21 protein-coding genes and 1 pseudogene are annotated in these 24,769 nt (G+C 73.1%); 9 read left to right on the top strand and 13 right to left on the bottom strand.

Annotated elements, in window-relative coordinates:
- Nucleotides 1-13 precede the first annotated feature (13 nt).
- The 5 genes from hutU to hutH are packed head-to-tail and all read left to right on the top strand — an operon-like array spanning nucleotide 14 to nucleotide 6,969.
- The gene (gene hutU / locus ACQP03_RS05915; protein WP_396832680.1) at nucleotides 14-1,663 is read left to right on the top strand and encodes a urocanate hydratase; all 1,650 of its coding nucleotides are present in this window, start codon (nucleotides 14-16) and stop codon (nucleotides 1,661-1,663) included.
- A gap of 11 nt (nucleotides 1,664-1,674) precedes the next feature.
- Nucleotides 1,675-2,895, top strand: a complete 1,221-nt coding sequence (locus tag ACQP03_RS05910; protein WP_357173052.1) for an allantoate amidohydrolase — start codon at nucleotides 1,675-1,677, stop codon at nucleotides 2,893-2,895.
- Entirely contained in the window at nucleotides 2,886-4,253 is a 1,368-nt protein-coding gene (locus ACQP03_RS05905; protein ID WP_357173049.1) for a formimidoylglutamate deiminase, read from the top strand. Before ACQP03_RS05910 ends, ACQP03_RS05905 begins: the two co-directional genes overlap by 10 nt.
- A complete protein-coding gene (hutI, locus tag ACQP03_RS05900; protein ID WP_357173046.1) occupies nucleotides 4,250-5,434 on the top strand; it encodes an imidazolonepropionase in 1,185 nt (394 codons plus the stop codon). Before ACQP03_RS05905 ends, hutI begins: the two co-directional genes overlap by 4 nt.
- Entirely contained in the window at nucleotides 5,431-6,969 is a 1,539-nt protein-coding gene (hutH, locus tag ACQP03_RS05895) for a histidine ammonia-lyase (protein ID WP_357127669.1), read from the top strand. The genes hutI and hutH overlap by 4 nt, the downstream gene beginning before the upstream one ends.
- A 61-nt stretch (nucleotides 6,970-7,030) precedes the next feature.
- On the opposite strand, the gene rdgB is transcribed toward hutH, so the two are convergent.
- The 12 genes from rdgB to ACQP03_RS05835 form a co-directional block, all read right to left on the bottom strand.
- Nucleotides 7,031-7,648: an RdgB/HAM1 family non-canonical purine NTP pyrophosphatase gene (gene rdgB, locus ACQP03_RS05890; RefSeq protein WP_355052054.1), complete on the bottom strand. Its 618-nt coding sequence runs from the start codon at nucleotides 7,646-7,648 to the stop codon at nucleotides 7,031-7,033.
- Nucleotides 7,645-8,373: a ribonuclease PH gene (gene rph / locus ACQP03_RS05885; protein WP_357127672.1), complete on the bottom strand. Its 729-nt coding sequence runs from the start codon at nucleotides 8,371-8,373 to the stop codon at nucleotides 7,645-7,647. The genes rdgB and rph overlap by 4 nt, the downstream gene beginning before the upstream one ends.
- Nucleotides 8,374-8,382: 9 nt before the next feature.
- Complete coding sequence (locus ACQP03_RS05880; RefSeq protein WP_357393660.1) at nucleotides 8,383-9,552, bottom strand: glycosyltransferase; 1,170 nt, start codon at nucleotides 9,550-9,552, stop codon at nucleotides 8,383-8,385.
- Nucleotides 9,549-10,694 (bottom strand): glycosyltransferase family 4 protein, encoded by a 1,146-nt coding sequence (locus ACQP03_RS05875; RefSeq protein ID WP_357393658.1) that lies wholly within the window; start codon nucleotides 10,692-10,694, stop codon nucleotides 9,549-9,551. Before ACQP03_RS05875 ends, ACQP03_RS05880 begins: the two co-directional genes overlap by 4 nt.
- A 139-nt stretch (nucleotides 10,695-10,833) precedes the next feature.
- Nucleotides 10,834-11,577: an MBL fold metallo-hydrolase gene (locus ACQP03_RS05870; RefSeq protein ID WP_357393656.1), complete on the bottom strand. Its 744-nt coding sequence runs from the start codon at nucleotides 11,575-11,577 to the stop codon at nucleotides 10,834-10,836.
- 226 nt (nucleotides 11,578-11,803) lie between these two features.
- The gene (locus ACQP03_RS05865; RefSeq protein WP_357127683.1) at nucleotides 11,804-12,769 is read right to left on the bottom strand and encodes a PLP-dependent cysteine synthase family protein; all 966 of its coding nucleotides are present in this window, start codon (nucleotides 12,767-12,769) and stop codon (nucleotides 11,804-11,806) included.
- A gap of 11 nt (nucleotides 12,770-12,780) precedes the next feature.
- Nucleotides 12,781-13,176 carry a MoaD/ThiS family protein gene (locus ACQP03_RS05860; protein ID WP_357127686.1) on the bottom strand — a complete coding sequence of 132 codons (396 nt, stop codon included), beginning with the start codon at nucleotides 13,174-13,176 and terminating at the stop codon, nucleotides 12,781-12,783.
- A 66-nt stretch (nucleotides 13,177-13,242) separates the two neighbouring features.
- Nucleotides 13,243-13,731 (bottom strand): M67 family metallopeptidase, encoded by a 489-nt coding sequence (locus ACQP03_RS05855; RefSeq protein ID WP_357127689.1) that lies wholly within the window; start codon nucleotides 13,729-13,731, stop codon nucleotides 13,243-13,245.
- 52 nt (nucleotides 13,732-13,783) lie between these two features.
- Nucleotides 13,784-14,278 carry a DUF2017 domain-containing protein gene (locus ACQP03_RS05850; RefSeq protein ID WP_357128035.1) on the bottom strand — a complete coding sequence of 165 codons (495 nt, stop codon included), beginning with the start codon at nucleotides 14,276-14,278 and terminating at the stop codon, nucleotides 13,784-13,786.
- Between the two features lie 61 nt (nucleotides 14,279-14,339).
- Entirely contained in the window at nucleotides 14,340-14,630 is a 291-nt protein-coding gene (gene clpS / locus ACQP03_RS05845) for an ATP-dependent Clp protease adapter ClpS (protein WP_039905549.1), read from the bottom strand.
- A gap of 148 nt (nucleotides 14,631-14,778) precedes the next feature.
- On the bottom strand, nucleotides 14,779-15,657 hold the full coding sequence (locus tag ACQP03_RS05840; protein ID WP_433460469.1) for a hypothetical protein: 879 nt from the start codon (nucleotides 15,655-15,657) through the stop codon (nucleotides 14,779-14,781).
- Nucleotides 15,639-16,328 (bottom strand): hypothetical protein, encoded by a 690-nt coding sequence (locus tag ACQP03_RS05835; RefSeq protein ID WP_433460467.1) that lies wholly within the window; start codon nucleotides 16,326-16,328, stop codon nucleotides 15,639-15,641. Before ACQP03_RS05835 ends, ACQP03_RS05840 begins: the two co-directional genes overlap by 19 nt.
- Before the next feature lie 197 nt (nucleotides 16,329-16,525).
- Here ACQP03_RS05835 and ACQP03_RS05830 point away from each other — a divergent pair, with 197 nt between their 5' ends.
- The 4 genes and pseudogenes from ACQP03_RS05830 (at nucleotide 16,526) to ACQP03_RS05815 (ending at nucleotide 22,411) form a co-directional block, all read left to right on the top strand.
- On the top strand, nucleotides 16,526-19,204 hold the full coding sequence (locus ACQP03_RS05830; protein WP_357127695.1) for a LuxR C-terminal-related transcriptional regulator: 2,679 nt from the start codon (nucleotides 16,526-16,528) through the stop codon (nucleotides 19,202-19,204).
- 16 nt (nucleotides 19,205-19,220) lie between these two features.
- The gene (locus ACQP03_RS05825; RefSeq protein WP_357127698.1) at nucleotides 19,221-20,507 is read left to right on the top strand and encodes a nicotinate phosphoribosyltransferase; all 1,287 of its coding nucleotides are present in this window, start codon (nucleotides 19,221-19,223) and stop codon (nucleotides 20,505-20,507) included.
- 31 nt (nucleotides 20,508-20,538) lie between these two features.
- On the top strand, nucleotides 20,539-21,120 hold the full coding sequence (locus ACQP03_RS05820; RefSeq protein ID WP_357173027.1) for a nicotinamidase: 582 nt from the start codon (nucleotides 20,539-20,541) through the stop codon (nucleotides 21,118-21,120).
- A gap of 40 nt (nucleotides 21,121-21,160) precedes the next feature.
- Nucleotides 21,161-22,411: pseudogene (locus ACQP03_RS05815) on the top strand (MFS transporter).
- A gap of 475 nt (nucleotides 22,412-22,886) precedes the next feature.
- Here the strand turns inward: ACQP03_RS05815 and ctaD are convergent.
- Nucleotides 22,887-24,644: an aa3-type cytochrome oxidase subunit I gene (gene ctaD, locus ACQP03_RS05810; protein WP_357127703.1), complete on the bottom strand. Its 1,758-nt coding sequence runs from the start codon at nucleotides 24,642-24,644 to the stop codon at nucleotides 22,887-22,889.
- Between the last annotated feature and the right edge of the window lie 125 nt (nucleotides 24,645-24,769).

Here is a 24,769-nt window from a genome sequence, read left to right as displayed (position 1 = left end):
GAGGAGACCGGAGATGACCCAGCCCATCCGTGCCGCACGGGGCAGCCAGCTCACCGCCCGTGGCTGGCAGCAGGAGGCCGCCCTGCGGATGCTGATGAACAACCTCGATCCGGAGGTGGCCGAACGCCCCGACGACCTGGTGGTCTACGGCGGGACCGGCAAGGCGGCGCGGGACTGGCCGTCGTACCACGCGTTGGTGCGTACGCTGACCGACCTGCGCGCGGACGAGACGATGCTGGTGCAGTCCGGGCGACCGGTCGGTGTGATGCGTACGCACGAGTGGGCGCCCCGGGTGCTGCTGGCGAACTCCAACCTGGTCGGCGACTGGGCGACCTGGCCCGAGTTCCGTCGCCTGGAACAGCTCGGCCTGACCATGTACGGGCAGATGACCGCCGGCTCGTGGATCTACATCGGCACGCAGGGCATCCTCCAGGGCACCTACGAGACGTTCGCCGCCGTCGCCGCCAAGAGGTTCAGCGGCACCCTGGCCGGGACGCTGACGCTCACCGCCGGGTGCGGCGGGATGGGTGGCGCGCAGCCCCTCGCGGTCACCATGAACGACGGCGTCTGCCTGATCGTCGACGTCGACCGCACCCGTCTGGACCGCCGGGTGCACGACCGCTACCTGGACGAGGTGGCCGACTCCCTGGACGACGCGGTCGCGCGGGTCCGCGCGGCGAAGCGGGACCGGCGCGCGTTGAGCGTCGGGGTCGTCGGCAACGCGGCCGAGGTCTTCCCGGAGCTGCTGGGCCGAGGCGTCGAGATCGACATCGTGACCGACCAGACCAGCGCCCACGACCCGCTGGCGTACCTGCCGGTGGGCGTCGAGCTGGCCGAAGCCCGGGACTACGCAGCGGCGAAGCCCGCCGAGTTCACCGATCGGGCCCGCGCGTCGATGGCACGGCACGTCGAGGCGATGGTCGGGTTCCTCGACGCCGGGGCCGAGGTCTTCGACTACGGCAACTCGATCCGGGGCGAGGCGCAGCTCGGCGGCTACCAGCGGGCGTTCGACTTCCCGGGCTTCGTGCCCGCGTACATCCGCCCGCTGTTCTGCGAGGGCCGGGGACCGTTCCGGTGGGCGGCGCTCTCCGGCGACCCGGCCGACATCGCCGCCACCGACCGGGCCATCCTGGACCTGTTCCCGGAGAACGAGTCCCTGGCCCGCTGGATCAAGCTGGCCGGTGAGCGGGTCGCGTTCCAGGGCCTGCCGGCCCGGATCTGCTGGCTCGGCCAGGGCGAACGCGACCGGGCGGGCGTGCGGTTCAACGACATGGTCGCCTCCGGTGAGCTCTCCGCGCCGGTGGTGATCGGCCGGGACCATCTGGACACCGGCAGCGTCGCGAGCCCGTACCGGGAGACCGAGGGGATGGCCGACGGCTCCGACGCGATCGCGGACTGGCCGCTGCTGAACGCGCTGGTCAACACCGCCAGCGGGGCGTCCTGGGTGTCCATCCACCACGGCGGCGGGGTGGGCATCGGCCGGTCGATCCACGCCGGGCAGGTCTGCGTGGCCGACGGCACCGCCCTGGCCGGCCAGAAGATCGAGCGGGTGCTCACCAACGATCCGGCGATGGGCGTCATCCGGCACGTCGACGCCGGCTACGACAGCGCCCGCGAGGTCGCCGACCGCACCGGCGTCCGCGTCCCGATGACCGAGCAGTAAGGAAGGGCACCTTGTTATCGGATTTTGTTGAAGAAGGGGCCCTTCCTTTCAGGTTCCGGGCGCTGTGGGACGAGATCGCGCCGGTTGGGCGGGACGCCGGCAGCGGCGGCTACCTGCGGTACGCGCTGACCGAGCCGGAACACCAACTGCGGGCCTGGTTCCGGGCACAGGCCGACCGTCGCGGCCTGCCGGTCACCGAGGACGGCAACGGCAACCTGTTCGCCCACTGGGGTGACCCGGAGGGCGCGGACGCCGTGCTGACCGGTAGCCACTTCGACTCGGTGCCGCACGGCGGGGCGTACGACGGCCCGCTCGGCATCGTCAGCGCGTTCCTCGCCGTGGACGAGCTGCGCGCCGCCGGTGTCACCCCGGTCCGGCCGCTGGTGGTGGCCGCGTTCGTGGAGGAGGAGGGCGCGCGCTTCGGCGTACCCTGCCTGGGGTCGCGGCTGCTCACCGGCGTGCTGGCGGCCGACCGCGCGGCCGGCCTGCGCGACGCGGCCGGGGTGAGCTTCGCCGACGCGCTCGGCGGGCGGCCGGCGGGCGCCCGACCGGAGCTGCTCGGCCGGTTCGGCGCGTTCGTGGAGCTGCACGTCGAGCAGGGCCGCGCGCTCGCGGACGCGGACGCGCCGGTGGGGGTGGCGAGCGCGATCTGGCCGCACGGCCGCTGGCGTTTCGACGTGGTCGGCGAGGGCAACCACGCGGGTACGACGCGGATGGCCGACCGCCGCGACCCGATGCTCACCTACGCGTTCGGGGTGTTGGCCGCGAACAAGGAGGCCCGGCTGCGTGGGGCGCACGCCACCGTGGGTCGGGTCGCCGTGGAACCCAACGCCACCAACGCGATCCCGTCGAGGGTGACCGGCTGGCTGGACGCGCGCGCCGCCGACCCGGAGACCCTGACCGGGCTGGTCGACGCGGTTCGGGCCAAGCTCGCCGAGCGGTCCCGCCGCGACGGCACGGAGGTGCTGGTCACCGAGGAGTCGGTGACCCCGCTGGTCGCCTTCGACGGCGACCTGGCCGCCCGGCTGGCGACGCTGCTCGACGCGCCGGTGCTGCCCACGGGCGCGGGACACGACGCCGGGGTGCTCGCTGCGTACCTGCCCACGGCGATGCTGTTCGTGCGCAATCCGACCGGGGTGTCGCACTCCCCCGCCGAGTCCGCGAGCGACGACGACTGCGCGGCCGGGGTGCGCGCGCTGGCCCGCGTGCTTGAGGAGCTGACATGCCGCTGACCGCCACCCGCTGGCTCGCCGAGTACGCCTGGCTGCCCGCGCACGCCGAGCCCACGCCCGACGTGCTGATCGAGGTCGAGGACGGTCGGATCAGCGCGGTGACGCCGCTGACCCCCGGGAGCCGGCCGCCGTCCGGGGTCGACGTGTACGCCGACGCCGTGCCGCTGCCCGGCCTGACGCTGCCGGGCCTCGCGAACGCGCACTCGCACGCCTTCCACCGGGCCCTGCGGGGGCGCACCCACGGCGGGCGGGGTGACTTCTTCTCCTGGCGGGAGCGCATGTACGCGGTCGCGGACCGGCTCGACCCGGACACCTACCTGGCGCTGGCCCGGGCGGTGTACGCCGAGATGGCGCTTGCCGGGATCACCTGCGTGGGCGAGTTCCACTACCTGCACCACCGGCCCGACGGCGGCGCGTACGACGACCCGAACGCGATGGGCGCGGCACTGGTCGAGGCGGCCGCGCACGCCGGGGTCCGACTCACCCTGCTGGACACCTGCTACCTCGCCTCCACTGTGGATGGTCGGCCGCTCGCCGGACCGCAGCGGCGCTTCGGCGACGGAGACGCGGCCGGCTGGGCGCGGCGGGCGGGCGCGTTTCAGCCGACGGACTCGCACGCGCGGGTCGGCGCGGCCGTGCACTCGGTGCGGGCGGTCCCCGCCGACCAGCTCCGCACGGTCGCCGACTGGGCCCGCGACCGGCAGGCTCCGCTGCACGTGCACCTCTCCGAGCAGCCCGCCGAGAACGACGAGTGCCGGGCCGTGCACGGGCGTACGCCCACCGCCCTGCTCGCGGACCACGGCGTGCTCGGGCCGGACACCACCGCCGTCCACGCCACCCATCCGACCAGCGCCGACCTGACCCTGCTCGCCGACAGCCGGACCGGCGTGTGCCTCTGCCCCACCACCGAGCGGGATCTCGCCGACGGCATCGGACCGGCCCGCCGGATGGCCGACGCCGGTATCCGGCTGAGCCTGGGCAGCGACAGTCACGCCGTGGTCGACATGTTCGAGGAGGCCCGCGCCGTGGAGCTGGACGAACGGCTGCGCACCCGCCGCCGCGGCCACTTCACCCCGGTCGACCTGTTCGCCACCGCCACCGCCGCCGGGCACGCCGCGCTGGGCTGGGCCGACGCCGGGCGGATCGCCGTCGGCGCCCGCGCCGACCTGGTGACGGTACGACTCGACACCGCCCGTACCGCCGGCGTACCGCCGGTGGGGGTGTTCTTCGCGGCCGGCGCGGCGGACGTCGACCAGGTCATGGTGGACGGTCGCGTGGTGGTGGCCGACGGCCGGCACCTGAGCGTGGACGTGCCGGCCGAGCTGTCGGCGTCGATCGAGGCGGTGACCCCAGCATGAGCAGTCTGCTTGTCGACAACATCGGGGAGCTGGTCACCAACGGCGTCGGCGCGGACCCGCTGGGCATCCGCCGCAGGGCGGCCGTGCTCGTCGAGGAGGACCGGGTGGCCTGGGTCGGGCCGGCCGCGTACGCGCCGGCCGCCGACCACCGGATCGACGTCGGCGGTGCCGCCGTACTGCCCGGCTTCGTGGACAGCCACGCCCACCTGGTCTTCGCCGGGGACCGGGCCGCCGAGTTCGCCGCGCGGATGGCCGGCGAGCCGTACACCGGCGGCGGCATCCGGACCACCGTGGGCGCGACCCGGGCCGCCACCGACGGGGAGCTGCGGGCCACCGTGCGCCGGCTGCGCGGGGAGGCGCTGCGCCAGGGCACCACGACCATGGAGATCAAGAGTGGGTACGGGCTGAACGTCGCCGACGAGGCCCGCTCGCTGCGGATCGCCGCCGAGACCAGCTCCGAGACCACCTTCCTGGGCGCGCACGTGGTGCCCGCCGAGTACGCCGACCGGCCGGACGACTACGTCGGGCTGGTCTGCGGGCCGATGCTGGCCGCCGCCGCGCCGCACGCGAAGTGGATCGACGTGTTCTGCGAGCGGGGCGCCTTCGACGTCGACCACGCCCGCGCCATCCTCGCCTGCGGCCAGGCCGCCGGGCTGGGCGTACGACTGCACGCCAACCAGCTCGGCCCCGGGCCGGGCGTGCAGCTCGGGGTGGAGTTGGGAGCGGCCAGCGTCGACCACTGCACCCACCTGAGCGACGCCGACGTCGACGCGCTGGCCGGCACGGCCCACACCGACGGGTTCGGGACCACCACCGTCGCCACCCTGCTGCCGGGCGCCGAGTTCTCCACCCGCTCGCCGTACCCGGACGCCCGCCGGCTGCTCGACGCCGGTGTGACCGTGGCCCTGGCGACGGACTGCAACCCCGGTTCGTCGTACACCTCGTCGATGCCCTTCTGCATCGCCCTCGCGGTCCGCGAGATGCGGATGACCCCGGCGGAGGCGGTCTGGGCCGCCACCGCCGGTGGCGCGCGGGCGCTGCGCCGCGACGACCTCGGCGTGCTCACCCCCGGCGCGCGGGCCGACCTCGTCGTCCTGGACGCGCCGTCCTACCTGCATCTGGCCTACCGGCCCGGTGTCCCCCTGATCCGCCAGGTAATTCGCAACGGAGTTCCGCAATGACGCACGTGACCATCCAACCCACCGGGATCACCGCCGACGACGTGCTCGCGGTGGCCCGCGGCACCGCCACGGTGGTCCTCGCTCCGGCCGCCCGGGACGCGATGGCGACCAGCCGCGCGATCGTGGACGGGATCGAGGCCGCCGGACGACCGGTGTACGGCGTTTCGACCGGGTTCGGGGCCCTGGCGAACACCTTCGTCGCGCCGGAGCGGCGGGCCGAGCTGCAACACGCGCTGATCCGTTCGCACGCCGCCGGGGTGGGCGCACCGATGCCCCGCGAGGTGGTCCGCGCCATGATGCTGCTGCGCGTACGCTCGCTCGCCCTGGGCCGCTCCGGGGTCCGGCCGCTGGTCGCCGAGGCCCTCGTCGACCTGCTCAACCACGACATCACCCCGTGGGTGCCGGAGCACGGCTCGCTGGGCGCGTCCGGCGACCTGGCGCCGCTGGCGCACTGCGCGCTGGTGCTGCTCGGTGAGGGCTGGGTGCTGGGCCCGGCCGGCGAGCGGCAGGACGCGGCCGACGTGCTGGCCGCCAACGGGCTCAAGCCGATCGAGCTGGCCGCCAAGGAGGGGCTGGCGCTGATCAACGGCACCGACGGCATGCTCGGCATGCTGCTGCTGGCCATCCACGACGCGGCGCACCTCTTCGCGATGGCGGACGTGACCGCGGCGCTGGCCATCGAGGCGATGCTCGGCTCGGAGCGGCCGTTCCTGCCCGAGCTGCACGCCATCCGGCCGCATCCCGGTCAGGCGGCGTCGGCGGCGAACATCCACCGGCTGTTGCAGGATTCGCGGGTCATGGACTCGCACCGCGACGACCTGGCGCACGCCGTGCAGGACGCGTACTCGATGCGGTGCGCGCCGCAGGTGGCCGGCGCGGCCCGCGACACCCTGGACTTCGTCCGCACGGTCGCGGGCCGGGAGCTGGTGTCCGTGGTGGACAACCCGGTGGTGCTGCCGGACGGTCGGGTCGAGTCGACCGGGAACTTCCACGGCGCACCGCTCGGCTTCGCCGCCGACTTCCTCGCCATCGCCGCCGCCGAGGTGGGTGCGATCGCCGAGCGGCGGGTGGACCGGCTGCTCGACGTGACCCGCTCCCGGGAGCTGCCGGCGTTCCTCTCGCCCGACGCCGGGGTCAACTCCGGGCTGATGATCGCCCAGTACACGGCGGCCGGGATCGTCGCGGAGAACCGGCGGCTGGCCGCGCCCGCGTCGGTGGACTCGCTGCCCACCAGCGGCATGCAGGAGGACCACGTCTCGATGGGCTGGGCGGGGGCCAAGAAGCTGCGCACCGTGCTGGACAACCTCACCAGCCTGCTCGCGGTGGAGCTGCTGGCCGGAGTACGTGGCCTGCAACTGCGCGAACCGCTGGTGCCGTCGCCGGCCGGTCGGGCCGCCGTCGCCGCGCTCGGTGCGGCGGCCGGCGACCCCGGCCCGGACGTGTTCCTCGCCCCGGTGATGGAGGCGGCCCGTGCGGTCGTCGCCGGCCCCGAGCTGCGCGCCGCCATCGAGCGGGAGGTCGGCCCGCTGGGCTGACCTTCACGGGTCGCTGTCGTCCGCCGCGGGTCAGGCGGCGGGCGGCAGGACCTCGCGCCGGTCAGGCGGCGGGCGGCAGGACCTTGGCGACCAGCTTGGCCAGCTCGCGCAGCGCCTTGCCCCGGTGGCTGACCGCGTCCTTCTCGGCCGGGGTCAGCTCGGCGTTGGTCCGGTCCTGGCCGTCGCCCAGGAAGATGGGGTCGTACCCGAATCCGCCGTCGCCACGCGGCGCGCGCAGCACCCGACCGGGCTGCCGGCCGTCGACCAGGTGCTCCTTGCCGCCGGGCAGCACCAGCGCGACCGTGCAGACGAAGGACGCCGCCCGGTGCTCGTCGGGCACGTCGGCGATCTGGTCCAGCACGAGCTGGAGATTGGCCTGGTCGTCGCCGTGCTTACCGGCCCACCGGGCACTGAACACCCCGGGCATCCCGTTCAGCGCGTCCACGGCGATGCCCGAGTCGTCGGCGATCGTCGGCAACCCCGTCCGGCGGCAGCCCTCCCGCGCCTTGATCAGCGCGTTCTCGCCGAAGGTGAGGCCGGTCTCGGGCAGCTCCGGGTACTCCTCGACGTCGTCGAGGCCGAGCAGGGCGATCCGGTGCGCGCCGAGCGCGCCGTCCAGGATCCGCTGAAGCTCCACCAGCTTCTTCCGGTTCCGGGTAGCCAGCAAAACCTTGTTCATGAGGAAAGCGCCTTCCGCTGGGCTTCGGCCAACTCGGCGCACCCGGCCACGGCCAGGTCGAGCAGGCTGTCGAGCTGGTCCCGGGCGAACACGCCCGCCTCACCGGTGCCCTGCACCTCGACGAAGTCGCCCGTGCCGGTGCACACCACGTTCATGTCCACCTCGGCGGCCACGTCCTCTTCGTAGCAGAGGTCCAGGCGCGCCTCGCCGGCGATGATCCCGACGCTGACGGCGGCCACCGAGCGGTGCATGACCTTTTCCGGCTTGCCGGCGAGGGCCTTGCGGGCGGCCAACCAGCCCACCGCGTCGTGCAGCGCCACGTACGCGCCGGTGATCGCGGCGGTCCGGGTACCTCCGTCGGCCTGCAACACGTCGCAGTCGAGCACGATCGAGTTCTCGCCGAGCGCCTTCAGGTCGATGCAGGCGCGCAGGCTGCGACCGATCAGGCGGGAGATCTCGTGGGTACGCCCACCGACCCGGCCCTTGACGCTCTCCCGGTCGGAGCGGGTGTTGGTGGCCCGGGGCAGCATCGCGTACTCGGCGGTCACCCAGCCGAGCCCGGAGCCCTTGCGCCAGCGGGGCACGCCCTCGGTGACGCTCGCCGTGCAGAGCACCCGGGTGCCGCCGAACTCGACGAGCACCGACCCCTCCGGGTGGGTGCTCCAGCCTCGGGTCAGGGTCACCGGTCGGAGTTGAGAGGGCCCTCGCCCGTCAGGTCGCGCCATCCCTGCACCCTATGCGGTGCGGGGATCCACCTCGCCCCGGGTGCCCTGCGGCACGTCCGCGCCGTGTGCCGCCAGGAATCCGGCGACCGCCGCCGGCCACCCGAACTCCTCGGCCCGCGCCCGAGCGGCCCGCCGCCGCTGCGCCTCCGGACGGGCCACGAGGCGCAGCACGGCCTCGGCCAGCGACGCCCCGGAGCCGTACGCGGCCAGCCCCGCCGAGCCGACCACCTCGGGCAACGCGCTCGCGGCGTTCACCACCACGGGAGTGCCGCAGGCCAGCGCCTCCAGCCCGGCCAGGCCGAAGGTCTCCACCGGGCCGGGCGCCAGCACCACGTCCGCGCTCGCGAGCAGCGCGGCCACCACGGCACGGTCGGGCAGGAAGCCGGTGAACGTGACCGGCAGGCCGGCCGCCCGGCGGGCCAGCGACGCGCGCAGCGGGCCGTCCCCGGCCAGCACGAGCACCGCCGGCACACCGGCCCGGCGCAGCTCGGCGAGGGCTTCGACCGCCAGTTCCGGCCGCTTCTCCGGAGACAACCGCGCGCAGTGTACGAGCAGCAGCTCGGTCGGGTCGGCGTAGCGTTCCCGCAGCCGCGGGTCGGCCCGCTCCGGTCCGAAGGTGTCCAGGTCCACGCCGAGCGGCACCAGGTGGACGTTGTCGGCCCCGATGCGCGCGAACTCCTCGGCCGCCCACCGGGTCGTGCACACGATCCGGTCGTACGCCCGGCTGGTGGCCCGGTTGAGCCGGTCGGCGGTCGGCCGGCGCAGCACGTCCGGCACTCCCCACTGGCCGAGCAGGCCGGTCAGCGACTCGTGCGAGACCATCACCGACGGCACCCCGTGCGCCTTCGCCCAGGCCCCCGTCCAGCGCAGCGAGGACCGGTCGGACACCTCCAGCCGGTCCGGCGTCAGCTCGGTGAGCACCCGGGCCAGCCGCTGCCGGCCGGCCAGCAGCCGGTAACCACCCGTGCCCGGCAGCTCCAGACCCGGCAGGGTGACCACCCGACCCCACGGGTGCCACTCGTGGGTGTTCCGTCGGCCGGGCACCACCAGCACCGGATCGTGTCCCGCCGCGCGGTAGCCCTCGCCGAGGTGCCGCAGCGCCGTACGCAGGCCACCGGAGCGCTCGGTCACGAAGTTCGCGAGCCGGACGATCCGCAGCCCACCGGCTGTCGCCGTCACGACGCGGCCGGCAGGCCGACGGTGGCGGCGTTGGCGCGTACCGCGTGATAGTGCCCGACCAGCTCGTCGCCGACGGCCGCCCAGCTACGCCGGCGCACCGCGGCGCGGGCCGCCACCCCGTACGCCCGCCGCCGGTCGGCGTCCCCGGTCAGCTCGGCCACGGCGGCGGCCAGCGCGTCCCCGTCGCCGGGCGGCACCAGCAGCCCGGTCCGGCCCGAGTCGACCAGGTCGACCGGCCCACCGCTGGCCGGGGCGACCACCGGCACCCCGGACGCCAACGCCTCCTGCACGGTCTGGCCGAACGTCTCGTGCGGACCGGTGTGCGCGAACACGTCCAGGCTGGCGTAGAGCCGTGCCAGGTCCTCGCCGTGCCGCACCCCCAGGAACGTGACCCCCGGCAACGCCCGCTCGAGCTGACGACGGGCCGGGCCGTCACCGGCCACCACCACCCGTACGCCCGGCAGCCGGGACGTCGCCGCCAACAGCTCCACCCGCTTCTCCGGGGCCAACCGGCCGACGTAGCCGACCAGCAGCTCCCCGCCCGGGGCCAGCCGACGGCGCAGGTCGGCGCAGCGCTTGGCCGGGTCGAACCGGACGGCGTCGACGCCCCGGCCCCACAACCAGATCCGCTGCACCCCGTTGGCGATCAGATCGGCCGCAGCCCGGGTCGACGGCGCGAGCGTCCGCTGGGCCAGATTGTGGATCTCCCGGAGTCGCCGCCACGCGGCCGCCTCACCCCAGCTCACCCGGTACGCCCTGGCGTAGGCCGCCACGTCGGTCTGGTAGACCGCCACCATCGGCAGCCCATACCGGTCGGCGAGGGTGGCCGCCCGCGCGCCGAGAACGAACGGGCTCGCCAGGTGCACCACGTCCGGCGCCGCCGACAGCAGCGCCCCCGCCAGCCGGGTACCCGTCGGCACGCCCAGCCGGAAACCCTGGTAGCGGGGCAACGGCACGCTGGGGATACGCACCACCGGGTACGCCAGACGGTCGACGCCCCGCCGGTCCGCCCCGGCGGGCGCGGGTGCGATGACGACCGGCTCATGGCCACGGGCCAGCAGGTGCTCGGCCGTACGCACCACGGAGTGCGCGACGCCGTTGACGTCCGGCGGGAACGACTCGGTCACGATGGCGATCCGCATGTCCACACCGTGCGGGTGCCACGGGTGCGCCAGACGACCAGCCGCTGACCGGCCGGCGAACAGTACGGCACAACACCGGGCCATCGACACACCGGACCATCGACGACGCCCACGAAAGCGCCGGGTGGCCGCGAGGCGGTCAGATGTCGTAGCTGGCGCCCGCCCGGACCACTTCGAGCGGCCCGTTGTACGCGCCGGCCGCCGACTCCAGCGTGTGCGCCTCGCTGCCCCAGGCCGCGACCAGGTGGGTCAGCAGCAGACGACCCACCGCCGCCTTCGTCGCGATCTCACCCGCCTCCCGGCCGGTCAGGTGCAGATCCGGCGGATTGTCCACGCCGTCCAGGTAGCTGGCCTCGCACAGGAACACGTCGGCGTTCTGCGCCAGCCGTAGCAACGCGTCGCACTCGGCGGTGTCCGACGAGTAGCACAGCGACCGCCCACCGTGCTCGAGCCGCACGCCGTACGTCTCGACGGGGTGGTTGACCCGGTCGACGGTGACCGTGAACGGCCCGATCGGGAACGTGCCCGGCTGGAGGGCGTAGAACTGGTAGACGTCGTCGACCGTGCCGTCGTCGCCGTAGGCGGCGCTGAGCCGGTCCGGGGCGCCGGCCGGTGCGTACACCGGCAGCGCCGGGTAGGGGCCCTCGGGGGCGTACCGGCGGACCACCACGTACGTCACCGCGTCGAGGATGTGGTCACAGTGCAGGTGGGTCAGCAGGATCGCGTCCGGAGCGTGCAGCCCCACGTACCGCTGGAGGCTGGACAACGACCCCGAGCCGAAGTCGACCAGGAGCCGGAAACCATCCGCCTCGACGAGGTAGGCGGAGCACGGTGACTCGGGGCCCGGGAAGCTGCCGGCACACCCAAGGACAGTCAGTCGCATCGGGTTTTCTCACTGTCACTGTCGGTAGTATCTCTGCCGGCGGTCGTACCGGCCATGATCTCTACCGACGCGTACGCCACGCTGCGCAGCCTACGCCGGGGTACCCGAGGACAAGAATCATCCGTTGGAAGTTGTCACGAACGTGACACACGCTCACGGCGAGCCGCGAGGCGCGACGGGCCATCGACGCGTACGCCGACGGCCCGTTCGCGCAGGGACCCGGCCCTCAGGCCCAGAGCTGACCTTCCAGCGCGTCCTCGGCGTCGCCGAGGGTGCCGCCGTACGCGCCGGTGGACAGGTACTTCCAGCCGCCGTCGCACACCACGAACGCGACGTCGGCACGGCGGCCGGCGCGGACCGCCTCGTGGGCCACCGCCAGCGCGGCGTGCAGGATCGCGCCCGTGGAGAACCCGGCGAAGATGCCCTCCACCTCCACGAGCTGACGGGTGCGCAGCACCGCGTCCCGCGTGCCGACCGAGAAACGCCGGGACAGCACCGAGGCGTCGTACAGCTCCGGCACGTACCCCTCGTCAATGTTGCGCAGCCCGTAGACCAGCTCGCCGTAGCGCGGCTCGGCCGCCACGACCTGGATGCCCTCGACCTTTTCGCGCAGGTAGCGCCCGGTACCCATCAGGGTGCCGGTGGTGCCCAGTCCGGCCACGAAGTGCGTGATAGTGGGCAGGTCGTGCAGCAGCTCCGGGCCGGTCGTCTCGTAGTGCGCCCGCGCGTTGGCCTCGTTGCCGTACTGGTAGAGCATCACCCAGTCCGGGTGGTCGGCAGCGATCTGCTTGGCCGTCGCGACGGCCTGGTTCGAGCCGCCCGCCGCCTCCGAGAAGATGATCTCCGCCCCGTACATGCGGAGTAGTTGAACCCGCTCGGTCGAGACGTTCTCGGGCATCACGCAGACCAGCCGGTACCCACGCAGCTTCGCCACCATGGCCAACGAGATACCGGTGTTGCCGCTGGTCGGCTCCAGGATGGTGTCACCAGCCCGGAGCCGGCCCGCCTCCTCCGCCGCGCGGACCATGAACATCGCCGCGCGGTCCTTGATGCTGCCCGTCGGGTTCCGGTCCTCCAGCTTGGCCCAGAGCCGCACCGGCGGCGCCCCGTCGGGCACCGTCGGGGAGAGCCGGGGCAGCCCGACGAGCGGCGTACCTCCGCACGCGTCGAGCAGGCTGTCGTACCGCGCCACGACGGCCGCCCTCAGTGAGCGGCGACGGCGTCGCGAGCCGCTGCCGCGCTGTCCCGGCTGATGCTGTGCGAACTGATCGCCGCTGCCGCGGCGCTGTGCGAACTGATCGCCGCTGCCGCCGCGAAGCCGAACGCGCCGCCGGCCACGGCCGGCAGGATGGTCACGCTGTCGCCGTCGGAGAGCTTGGCGTCGAGCGCGCCGAGGAAGCGCACGTCCTCGTCGTTGACGTAGACGTTGACGAAGCGGTGCAGCGCGCCGGCGTCGGTGACCAGCCGGCCGCGCAGGCCGGCGTGCCGGGAGTCCAGGTCGGTGAGCAGGTCCGCCAGCGTGTCGCCGGCGCCCTCGACGACCTTGGCGCCGCCGGTGTAGCTACGCAGGATGGTGGGGATGCGAACTTCGATGGCCATGATGTCGTGCTCCTTGATCGGGTGTGCCAACGGTGACGGGAGGAAACGGGTGCGGACGCTGACGGGTCAGCGGCCGGAACACTCGTAGTCGACCGTCGCCGGGCTCTGCCCGAACATGTAGGACTGCACGGCGTGCGGGTCGACCCCGGCCTCCACGATCTGGACCGGCTCCTCGGCCACCACGCCGTCGACGATCCGGAACGAGCGGATCTCCTCCGAGTCGGGCTCGCGGGTCGAGACGAGCAGGTAGTGCGCGTTCGGCTCGCCGGCGAAGGACACGTCGGTACGCGACGGGTACGCCTCGGTCGCGGTGTGCGAGTGGTAGATGACCACCGGCTCCTCGTCGCGGTCGTCCATCTCCCGCCAGACGCGCAGGTGCTCCATCGAGTCGAACTCGTAGAAGGTCATCGACCGCGCGGCATTGTCCATCGGGATGTGCCGGGTCGGGGTGTCGCTGCCGACGGCACCGGCGACGACGCCGCACGCCTCGTCGGGGTGGTCCCGGCGCGCGTGGGCGACGATCGCGTCGATGATCGACCGGTCGATGCTCAGCACGTGTACCAGCCTAACGCCTCCCAGGCAGGGCCTGAAGTGGCGCGGGTCACGCCTAGTCGATCAAGGCGTTGAGCAGCGACTCCTGGAGATATCCGAGATACGCGTAGACCGACAGTTGGAACACCCGGCTCGACCCCGGATCCTCGGTCACCGCGTCGTCCAACTCCTCGCCCAGGTCGGTGCCGTCCTTGATCTCCAGCCGCACACCCATCGCCAGCCGTGCGTCGTTGAGCGCCCTTAGCCACGCCTCGGCCGCCTCGGCGTCCAACCGCACCTCGCCGCCGGCATCGTCGGGCAGCGCGGCCAGGATCGCCCCGGCCTGGTCGATCTTCGCGGTCTTCAGGTCACCCTCGGTGTAGCGGCGGAACTCCGACGTGCTGGCCGCGTCCTCCGGGTACACCGCCGGGAACAGCCGGCCGACGACCGGGTCGGTGTGGTCGAAGCCGTCGGTGAGCAGACCGACCACCTCGGAGGCGACCTTGCGCAGCACCCGCACCTCGTCGACGGCGAAGGTGGCGACGTAGCGGCCCGCCTGCCGCCGGAACATGCTCACGATGCCAGCCCGGTTCGCGACTGCGGGGCTCGCAACCCCGGCTCACTCCTCGCGCTCACGAGCGATCCACCGTTGCCCAGAGCCCGTACGCGTGCAGCTGCGACGCGTCGTGCTCCATGCGCTCGCGGGCGCCCGTCGAGACCACGGCGCGGCCCTTGTGGTGCACGTCCAGCATGAGCTGCTCCGCCCTCTCCCGGCTGTAGCCGAACAGCTTCTGGAAGACCCAGGTCACGTACGTCATCAGGTTGACCGGGTCGTCCCACACGATCGTCACCCATTGCCGGTCGGGCGCCGGCACGTCGTCAGTGGCCGGCGTCTCGACCGGTGCAACCTGTGGAGCCGCCATGCCCCCCATCGTGCCACCGGTTTCCCGGAACCGAGGAACCGGAACGCCGGACGAATCCGGATCGCCCGTCGTGCCCGCCACGAAGCCGCCTCGCACCTCGGCGGAGGCGAGACGCGGAGCGAGGTCGAGCCGCACGGCGGGCACGCTCTCAGGCAAGCAGGATGCCGTGGTCGATCGCATCGGACAGCACCACGCCCAGCGAGAGACGGATCACCTCGAACCGCCGGGAGATCTCGCGGGCGAGCTCCAACTCGACCTCCCGAAGCGCCCGCTGCGACCAGGCCCGCGCCGCGCTGTGGTCGTCGTTTCCCGGGGTACGCCACTGCTGCCAGCATCCGCCGGAGAGCCCCACCGCGATCGGCGGAAGCACCTCGTCACGGGTTGCCGTCGGATAACCGGCGAGTGCGTCGATCGCCTCGACGCCGGTCAGTCCGGCCACTCCCGCCGTACTGGTGACCAGCAGAACCCGGTCCAGGTCGCGTCCCGTGCGGTGGTCGGCCAGGCCGTACTGGACGGCCGTGGCGATCCGCCGACGTACGCCCTCCGTGGGCGGCGTGCCGAGCACCTGGGCGGTGGTGTCCGACACGATGCCCCGCACCGCGCGGTCGCACTGCGCGGTGGCCAGCAGCGACAGTGCCGCCATCTCCCGGTCGAGCAGATCGGGAAGGCCGGCGCAGCCGACCCCGAAGACGATCTCCTGAACGGCCCGCAGATGGATGTTCGCCAGTTCCAGGGCCAGGTGCTGGCGGATCCGCTGGGCGCAGGAGCGGGCCTGCCGGTCGAGCCGTTCGGACCAGTCGCCCGGGTCGGCGGCCACCGCCACGCGGTCGTGCTGCCCCGGCAGCACGGGCGGTTCGGCGCTGGCCCGCTGCAACCCCTCGGTCGCCGACCACCCCACCAACGCCCGGCGCAGGTCGGCCGCGCTGTCGACGCCGTCGACCGGGAACCAGCGGGCGGCGGCCAGGTCGGGGACGGCGGCCAGCAGCGCCGCGCGGTGCGCCGCGACGGTCACCGCGACCGGGTCCACCTCCCCGAACGGCCGGCCGCCGGCGGGACGGACGCCCCCGTGTCCTCCGTCGTCGCCGTGCCGTCGGCCAGCGGCGCCCAACCGGCCGTGCCGGGCGTCACCGCGAAGACGACCTCCACCGGGGCCGCGGCCACCTCGGCGAGCAGGTTCAACTCCTGGGCGGTGAACGCCTGGTCGGCCGCGATCACGAAGAGCAGCGCGCCGGCCCGGCCGACGGCGTCACGCAGCACCCGGACGCCGGCCACACCGAGCGCGCCGGTGTCCGGCGTGTCGATCAGGGTGAAGTGGCGCAGCAGCGGCTCGGGCACGCTCAGCTCGACCCGCCGGGGCGGGCGGGCCAGTGCCGGGCCGGCCGCGTCCCGGTCCGCGCCGTACGAGTGCGGCTGGCGGTAGCCCGGGACGAACGCCGCCCGCGTCGGCACCTTGGCGTGCCGGACCACCAGCCAACTGCCGGCCGGCACGGTGAGCATCACCGGGTCGAGTCCGACGAGGGTGGCGAGCACGGCACGCCGGTCAGCGCCGGCGGGACCGACGGCGACGACGCCGAGCGGCTCGTCCGACCGGGGATTGGAAACCTCAAGCTCGGTGGGCAACGGGGCGCAACTCGGCGGGTCGGCTGAGCTGGCCATGTCGCCGGGCGAGTCGAGCGAGGGGAGAGGGCCCTGCTGCATCGGGTGGCCTCCCGGAGCTGGCGACCGGCACGCCGGTCGGATGGAAATTCCGGTGACACTACCCGGATGCCCGAAGAGTACGTGTGGCCCGCCGACCAGGCGGAATACCGCAGGTACTCACCGGTAATTGTGCGACTACTCAACTTCGGTGCGTGACGGTGCGGGCGCGGACCGAACTCGATGGATATGCTGCGCGGATGAGTCGATGGAAGTTCGTCGGCCGGACCGATGAACTCAACCGCCTGCTGGCGGCGGTTACCGGCGAGGCCGGCCGAGGGCTCTTCTTCAGCGGCAGCGCCGGCATCGGCAAGAGCCGGCTGTTGCGGGAGGGCGTCAACACCCTGCCCACCGACCGGTACGCCATCTGGTCCATCGCCGCGAGCGCCACCACCGCGGCGCTGCCGTTCGGCGGGCTGGTGCAGGTCCTCCCGGCGGAGCAGCCACAGGGGCTCTCCCCCGCCGGCATCCTGCGCTGGGCGCTGGGCGTGCTGCAACAGCAGGCCGCCGGCCGGCGGATCGTGCTCGCCATCGACGACGCGCACCTGCTCGACCCGCCGTCCGCCGCGCTCGTGCACCTGGTCGCCCGCGCGGACAACGCCACCGTGGTCGGCACCCTGCGCGACGGCGAGCAGATCCCCCTGCCGATCCGCGCGCTGTGGACCGACGACCTGGTCGAGCACGTCGAGCTGACCCCGATGCCACCGTCGGAGACCGCCGGCCTGCTGGCCGCGATCCTGGGCGGGCCCGTCGACGCCAACTCCGCCGACCGGCTCGGGCGGCTGTCGGCCGGCAACCCGCTGCTGCTGCGCGAGCTGGTGCATGCCGCCAACGGCAGCGAGGAGTTGAAGCGCACCTACGGCCTCTGGAAGTGGACCGGGCGACTGGAGCTGGCGCCCAGCCTCACCGATCTGATCGACACCCGCGTCGGGCAGCTCACCGACGGCGTCCGTACGGTCGTCGAGCTGGTCGCCTTCGGCGAGCCGCTCGGCCTGCACCTGCTCAACCAGGCCGCCGAGCAGTCCGATGTGGAGTGCGCCGAGGAGCGTGGGCTGATCACCGTCGTCCAGCACGACCGGCGGACGAATGTACGCCTGGCGCACCCGCTCTACGGCGAGGTGATGCGCCGCCGATGCCCGGTCAGCCGCACCCGACGCCTCCAGGCGCACCTCGCCGAACTGCTGGAGCAGGTCGGCAAGCGCCGCCGCGACGACCTGCTGCGGGTGGCGGTCTGGCGGCTCGACTCCGGCACCGCGCAGGACGCCGCCCTGCTCGTGGACGCCGCGATGCAGGCGTTCACCCGCTACGACGTACCGTTGGCGACCCGCCTGGCCCGGGCCGCGCTGCACGCCGACGGCGGCTCGGACGCGGCGGAGCTGCTGGCCACCATCCTGATGTTCGCCGACCGACCGGACGAGGCGCTCAGCGTTCTCGACGCGGTGACCCTGGAGCCCGGCGACGAGCGCCGCCTCTGCCGATGGCTGACCGTCCGCGGCATGGTCAGCTACTGGGGGCTCAGTCGGGAGTCCACGGTGGAGGAGATCGCGAGCCGCGTCGAGCAACTCGGCGACTCCGCCGACCGGGCCCGGGTGCACGCCTTCGAGGCGATCATGCGGCTGCACCGACTGGACACGGCAACCGCCGTACGGCTCAGCCAGACCGTGCTCGACCGGCCCGCGGCCAGCATCGCCGCCCGCGAGCTGGCCCGCAGCACCATCGCGTACGTCCAGGCCGCCGAGGGTCAGCTGACGCGCAGCGGCGCGGCCATCGCGCAGGTGCACTCGGCCGCGGCGAGTTGGCGCACCGACATGCCGTACCTGCAACTGGCCCTGGAGTTGGCGCGCGGCACCCGGCTCATGCTCACCGGCGATCTCGTCGGGATCGACGCGATCGTGGCCGACGAGTTCGCCGACCTCGCGGGGGCCGGTGACTTCCGGCTCGGCACCGGCTATCTGGCGATCCTGGCGGCGTACGCCGCGCGGCTGCGGGGTCAGAGTGACGCGGCCATGCGTACCTCGTTGGGTGCCTGCGCGGTGCTGGCCACCAGCCGGGTCTACGCGGGCCTGGCCCAGGCCGAACGGGCCCAGGCGGCGGCGCTGCGCGGCGACGCGGCGCAGGCCACCGAGGCGATGGCCGAGGCCGACCGCACCCACGCGCCGGGGATGGCGGTGCTCTACCCGTGGTTGGAACAGGCCCGGGGCGCGGTGCTGGCCGTGTCGGGTGACCTGCCGGGCGCGGTGAAGCACCTCGGCGACCTGGCCGACCGGCTTCGCGCCGACGGCTTCGCCGGGCACGAGGTGCACGTCCTGCACGATCTGGTCCGGCTGGACCAGGCCGGTGCGCCGATCGGCCCCACCTGCTCCGACGGCGGGCGGCGGACCGTGGCGCAGCGCCTCGCCGAACTGTCCGAGCGGGTGGACGGGGTGTTGCCGCCGCTGCTGGCCCGGCACGCCCGTGCTGCGGTGACCGACTCGGCGGCGGACCTGCTGTCGGTCGCCGACGACTACGCCGCGCTGGAGCTGACCGTGTACGCCGCCGAGGCCACCGCCCAGGCCCTGCACCGGCTGCGTCAGCAGCACTCGGTGGTGGCCGGCGAGGCACGCGAACGGCTCGCGGGGCTGCTCGGGCGGTGCAACCTGATCCGGACGCCGGCGCTACGGGCCGGAGCGCCGGTGCTGACCGAACGCGAGTGGCAGGTGGCGCGCCTCGCCGTGCACGGCGCGACCAGCAGGGCCATCGCCGAACGGCTGTACCTCTCCGCCCGCACGGTGGAGAACCACCTCCAGCGGATCTACACCAAACTCGGCGTGACCGGCCGGGCCGAGTTGTGGGCCGCGCTGCGGTCGATCCCGGGCCACGAGGGCGACGACTCGGCCTGAACCTTAGGCTGGGACGGTGAGCACCCTCCGCCCCGCGCTGCTGACCGACCACTACGAGCTGACCATGGTCAGCGCGGCACTCAAGGACGGCACCGCCGACCGCCGCTGCGTCTTCGAGGTGTTCAGCCGCCGGCTGCCCAGCGGCCGACGCTACGGCGTGGTCGCCGGCACCGCGCGACTGATCGAGCTGATCCGCGACTTCCGGTTCGACCCGGCCGAGGTCGACTTCCTGCGTCGCACCGGGGTGGTCGACGACGCGGCGGCGGCCTGGCTCACCGACTACCGCTTCACGGGCGACATCGACGGGTACGCCGAGGGTGAGCTGTTCTTCCCCGGTTCGCCGATCCTGACCGTCTCCGGCGGCTTCGCCGAGTGTGTAGTGCTGGAGACGGTGGCGCTCTCCGTGCTCAACCACGACTGCGCGGTGGCGGCCGCCGCGGCGCGGATGGTCACCGCCGCCCGGGGCCGCGCCCTGATCGAGATGGGGTCACGTCGGGCCCACGAGGAGGCGGCCGTGGCGGCGGCGCGCGCCGCGTACCTGGCCGGTTTCCGGTTCACCTCCAACCTCGCCGCGGGCGAGCGCTACGGCATCCCCACCGCGGGTACGGCGGCGCACGCGTTCACGCTGCTGCACGACGACGAGCGGGCGGCCTTCGCCTCGCAGGTCGCCACGCTGGGCAAGGACACCACGCTGCTGGTCGACACGTACGACATCTCGCAGGGCATCCGCAACGCCATCGCGGTGGCCGGACCGGAGCTGCGGGCGGTCCGGATCGACTCGGGTGACCTGGCGGTGATCGCGCAGCAGTCCCGGGAACTGCTCGACTCCCTGGGCGCGACCGAGACCAAGATTATCGTTTCGGGCGACCTGGACGAGTACTCGATCGCGGCGCTGGCCGCCGAGCCCGTCGACATGTACGGCGCGGGTACGGCCGTCGTCACCGGCTCCGGAGCGCCCACGGCAGGGCTGGTCTACAAGCTCGTCGAGGTCGACGGCCGGCCGGTGGTGAAGCGGTCCGAGCACAAGGCCACCATCGGGGGGCGCAAGGTGGCGGTTCGCCGACACAAGCCCACCGGCACCGCCACGGAAGAGATCATCGTCCCGCAGGGCGTGCCCGACCGGCAGGCCAACGACCGGGTGCTCCAGCGCTCGTACGTGGTCGACGGCGAGCCCGTGGCCCTGCCGACCCTCGACGAGTCCCGGGAACACCTGCGCGAGTGCCTCATCTCCATCCCGTGGGAGGGGTTGAAGCTCTCCGCCGGCGACCCCGCCGTGCCGGTCACCGTCGTACCCGCCGGCTGAGCCCGCCGATCCGACCTCGAAGGGACCCCCGATGGCCAACGCGCTGATCATCGTGGATGTGCAGAACGACTTCTGTGAGGGCGGCTCGCTGGCCGTCCCGGGTGGGGCCGGGGTGGCCGCCGGGATCTCCCGGCTGCTCGCCAGCGAGCCGGGCCGGTGGCGGCACGTGGTCGCCACGAAGGATTACCACGTCGATCCGGGGGCGCACTTCGGCGATCCGCCGGACTTCGTGGAGTCCTGGCCGCGGCACTGCGTGGTCGGCACCAGCGGCTCGGAGTTCCACCCGGAGCTGGAGACCGGACGGGTCGAGGCGATCTTCCACAAGGGCGAGCACGCCGCCGCGTACTCCGGCTTCGAGGGCCACGCCGACGACGGCGAGTGCCTGGCCGACTGGCTGCGCCGGCACGACGTGGACACCGTCGATGTGGTCGGCATCGCCACCGACCACTGCGTCCGCGCCACCGCGCTCGACGCCGCCCGGGAGGGCTTCGCCACCACGGTCCTGCTGGAACTGACCGCCGCGGTCGCCCCGGAGACCACCGACGTGGCGCTGCGCGCGATGGACGGCGCCGGCGTGGTCCTGCACGGTGAGCCTGTGATCAGGGCCGCATGAGGCGCTAATTGGTTGGCCAACGGTCCGCGACCCGTCGAGGATGTCGCCGGAGGTACGGACCAACGTGAACATCAAGCCTTACCGGACCGCGCTCGCCCTGCCCGGCCTGCGGTCGCTGCTGCTGGTCGCCGTCCTCGCCCGCATCCCGCTCACGGCCACCGGGGTCACCCTGACCTTCCACGTGGTGCTCGACCTCGACCGGGGTTACGGCGCGGCGGGCCTGGTGGGCGCCGCCATCACGATCGGCGCGGCGATCGGCGGCCCGCTGCTCGGCCGCCTGGTCGACCGGCGCGGCCTGCGTCCGGTGCTGGTCCTCACCGGGATCGCCGAGGCGGTGTTCTGGGTCACCGCGCCCTCGCTGGCGTACCCGCTGCTGCTGCCGGCCGCCTTCGTGGCCGGCTCACTGGCCCTGCCGATCTTCTCAGTGGTCCGCCAGTCGATCGCCGCGCTGGTCCCGGAAGATCAACGGCGGCCGGCGTACGCGCTGGACTCCATGTCCGTCGAGCTGTCCTTCATGATCGGTCCGGCGCTGGCGGTGGCCCTGGTCACCGCGATCTCGGCGCAGACCACCATGTAACTCGTCGGTGGCGGCATCGTCGCCGCCGGGGCCGCGCTGTGGCTGCTGAACCCGCCGATTCGGGGCGCGGCCGAGCCGGTCGGCCCACAACGCCAGGTGTCCCGCCGGGAGTGGCTGACGCCCCGGCTGCTCGCCGTACTGGCGCTCAGCACCGCCGCCACCCTGGTCCTCGGGGGTACCGACGTCGCGGTGGTCGCCGTCCTGCGGGCCAGCGGCGAGGCCGGCTGGACCGGCGTCGTCCTGGCCGGCTGGGCGATCGCCTCGCTGATCGGCGGCTTCGCCTACGGGGCCGTGCACCGCTCGCTGTCGCCGCTGGCGCTCACCGCGGCGCTCGCGCTCTGCACCATCCCGGTCGGGCTGGGCGGCGCACACTGGTGGCTGCTCTCTCTCGCGCTGATCCCGGCCGGCGCGCTCTGCGCGCCGACCATCGCGGCCTCCGCCGACGCCGTCAGCCGGCTCGCCCCGGCCGAGGTACGCGGTGAGGCGATGGGCCTGCACGGCTCGGCCGTCACCGTCGGCATCGCGGTCGGCGCGCCACTCGCCGGCGCGGTCATCGACGCCAGCGCGCCACTGTGGGGCTTCGTGGTGACGGGGGCGCTCGGCGCGCTGGTCACCCTGATCGTGCTCCCCATCGAGCTGCGCCGCCGTCGCAACGCCACCACCCACCCCCCGACGACACCAACCGAGCAGGAACTAGCCGCCACAACCCGCTAGCACCCGGCACCCCCCGCACCCCGGCACCCCCGCACGCCCCGCACCCCGGCACCCCGCACGCCCGGCACCCCGCACGCCCGGCACCCCGCACCCCGGCACCCCGGCACCCCGGCACCCCGGCACCCCGGCACCCCGGCACCCCGGCACCAAGATCCGCGCAACTTACCTGATGTTGCTGCTTCGAGAGCGCGGGAAGCAGCAACATCCCTGATGTTGCGCGGATCTTGCCCTTGAGTGCGCTCGCGAACAGGAAGCCCTGCCCCTCCCCGCGCCGATCTTGCACAAACTGTCGCCGTTTTGCCCACTTCACCCCTTGGGCCGCGACAGAAAGTGCAAGATCGGCGCGGAGCGGGGTGCGGCGCGGGTGCGCTGGGCCGAGCGACGCGCGGAGTGCGCGGGGCTGGGGGGTAACGCGACGGGCGCCGCTCCCGGTGGTCCCGGGGGGCGGCGCCCGTCGTGCTGGTTCGGTCGAGCGTCAGTGCCGGTCGAGGTTGCTGGCGGTGTCCTCGGTGTAGGTGGCGCCGCCGTCCGACTCGCTGGTGAGCGGCTTGGCGCCACCCTCCGGCGGGCCGGCCACACTCTGGCCGGCGGCCAGCTCCGGGAACTTCGCGTCGAACGCCGGCCGCTCGGAGCGGATGCGCGGCATCCGGTCGAAGTTGCGCAGCGGCGGCGGGCTGCTGGTCGCCCACTCCAGCGAGTTGCCGTGACCCCAGGGGTCGTTCACCTCGACCACGGGACCGGTCTTGTACGACTTCCAGCAGTTGTAGATGAACGGCAGCGTGGAGATACCGGTGATGAACGCGCCGATCGTGGAGATCGTGTTCAGCGTGGTGAACCCGTCGCCGGGCAGGTAGTCGGCGTACCGACGGGGCATGCCCTCGGCGCCGAGCCAGTGCTGCACCAGGAAGGTGGTGTGGAAGCCGATCATGGTGAGCCAGAAGTGCACCTTGCCCAGGCGCTCGTCGAGCATCCGGCCGAACATCTTCGGGAACCAGAAGTAGATGCCGGCGAAAACCGCAAACACAATGGTGCCGAAGAGCACGTAGTGGAAGTGCGCCACCACGAAGTACGAGTCCGACACGTGGAAGTCGAGCGGCGGGCTGGCCAGCAGCACGCCGGTGAGACCACCGAAGAGGAAGGTGACCAGGAAGCCGACCGCCCAGAGCATGGGCGTCTCGAAGCTGATCTGGCCCCGCCACATGGTGCCGATCCAGTTGAAGAACTTCATACCGGTGGGCACCGCGATCAGGTAGCTCAGGAAGCTGAAGAACGGCAGCAGCACCTGGCCGGTGGCGAACATGTGGTGCGCCCAGACGCTCATCGACAGCGCGGCGATGGAGATGGTCGCGGCGACCAGGCCCTTGTAGCCGAAGATCGGCTTGCGGGAGAAGACCGGGATGATCTCGCTGATGATGCCGAAGAACGGCAGCGCGACGATGTACACCTCGGGGTGCCCGAAGAACCAGAACAGGTGCTGCCAGAGCATCGGCCCGCCGGTGGCGGGGTCGTACACGTGGGCGCCGATCATGCGGTCTGCGGCGAGCGCGAACAGCGCGGCGGCCAGCAGCGGGAAGACCAGGATCACCAGGAGGCTGGTGACCAGGATGTTCCAGGTGAAGATCGGCATCCGGAACATGGTCATGCCGGGCGCGCGCAGGGTGAGCACCGTGGTGATCATGTTCACCGCGCCGAGGATCGTGCCCAGGCCGGAGATAGCCAGACCCATGATCCACATGTTGGCGCCGACGCCGGGCGAGTTCTCGACGCTGCTCAGCGGCGAGTACGCGAACCAGCCGAAGTCGGCGGCGCCGCCCGGGGTGATGAAGCCGGCGGTCGCGATCGTGCCGCCGAACAGGTACAGCCAGTAGGCGAAGCTGTTCAGGCGGGGGAAAGAGACGTCGGGCGCGCCGATCTGGATCGGCACGATGTAGTTCGCGAAGGCGAACACGATCGGCGTCGCGAAGAACAGCAGCATGATCGTGCCGTGCATCGTGAAGAGCTGGTTGTACTGCTCGGGCGACAGGAACTGCAGCCCGGGTCGGGCCAGCTCAGCCCGCATGATCAGGGCCATCACGCCACCGATCAGGAAGAACACGAATGCGGTGATCATGTACATGATCCCGATCTGCTTCGCGTCCGTGGTTCGCAGCAGCCGCGCGATGGCCGACCCCTTGACCGGCTCCCGGACCGGCCAGGGCCGGGTCACGACCGGCTTGGGTGCGACGGTGGTCACGAGTGGCCTCCGGTTCTCGGTTGTCCCGCTCGGCTCACGCTGTTTATCGGCGGGCCGTCATCCGCAAGGAGGATAGTCCCCGGCAGGTCGCAGCGCCGCGTGGGGTGGCGTGACACGATCTACAA

Origin of the sequence: Micromonospora sp. CA-248212 (genome assembly GCF_050948405.1) — a bacterium.
GTDB lineage: Bacteria > Actinomycetota > Actinomycetes > Mycobacteriales > Micromonosporaceae > Micromonospora.
Note: the sequence above shows the minus strand (reverse complement) of the source record. Positions and strands in the feature narration are given on the sequence as shown.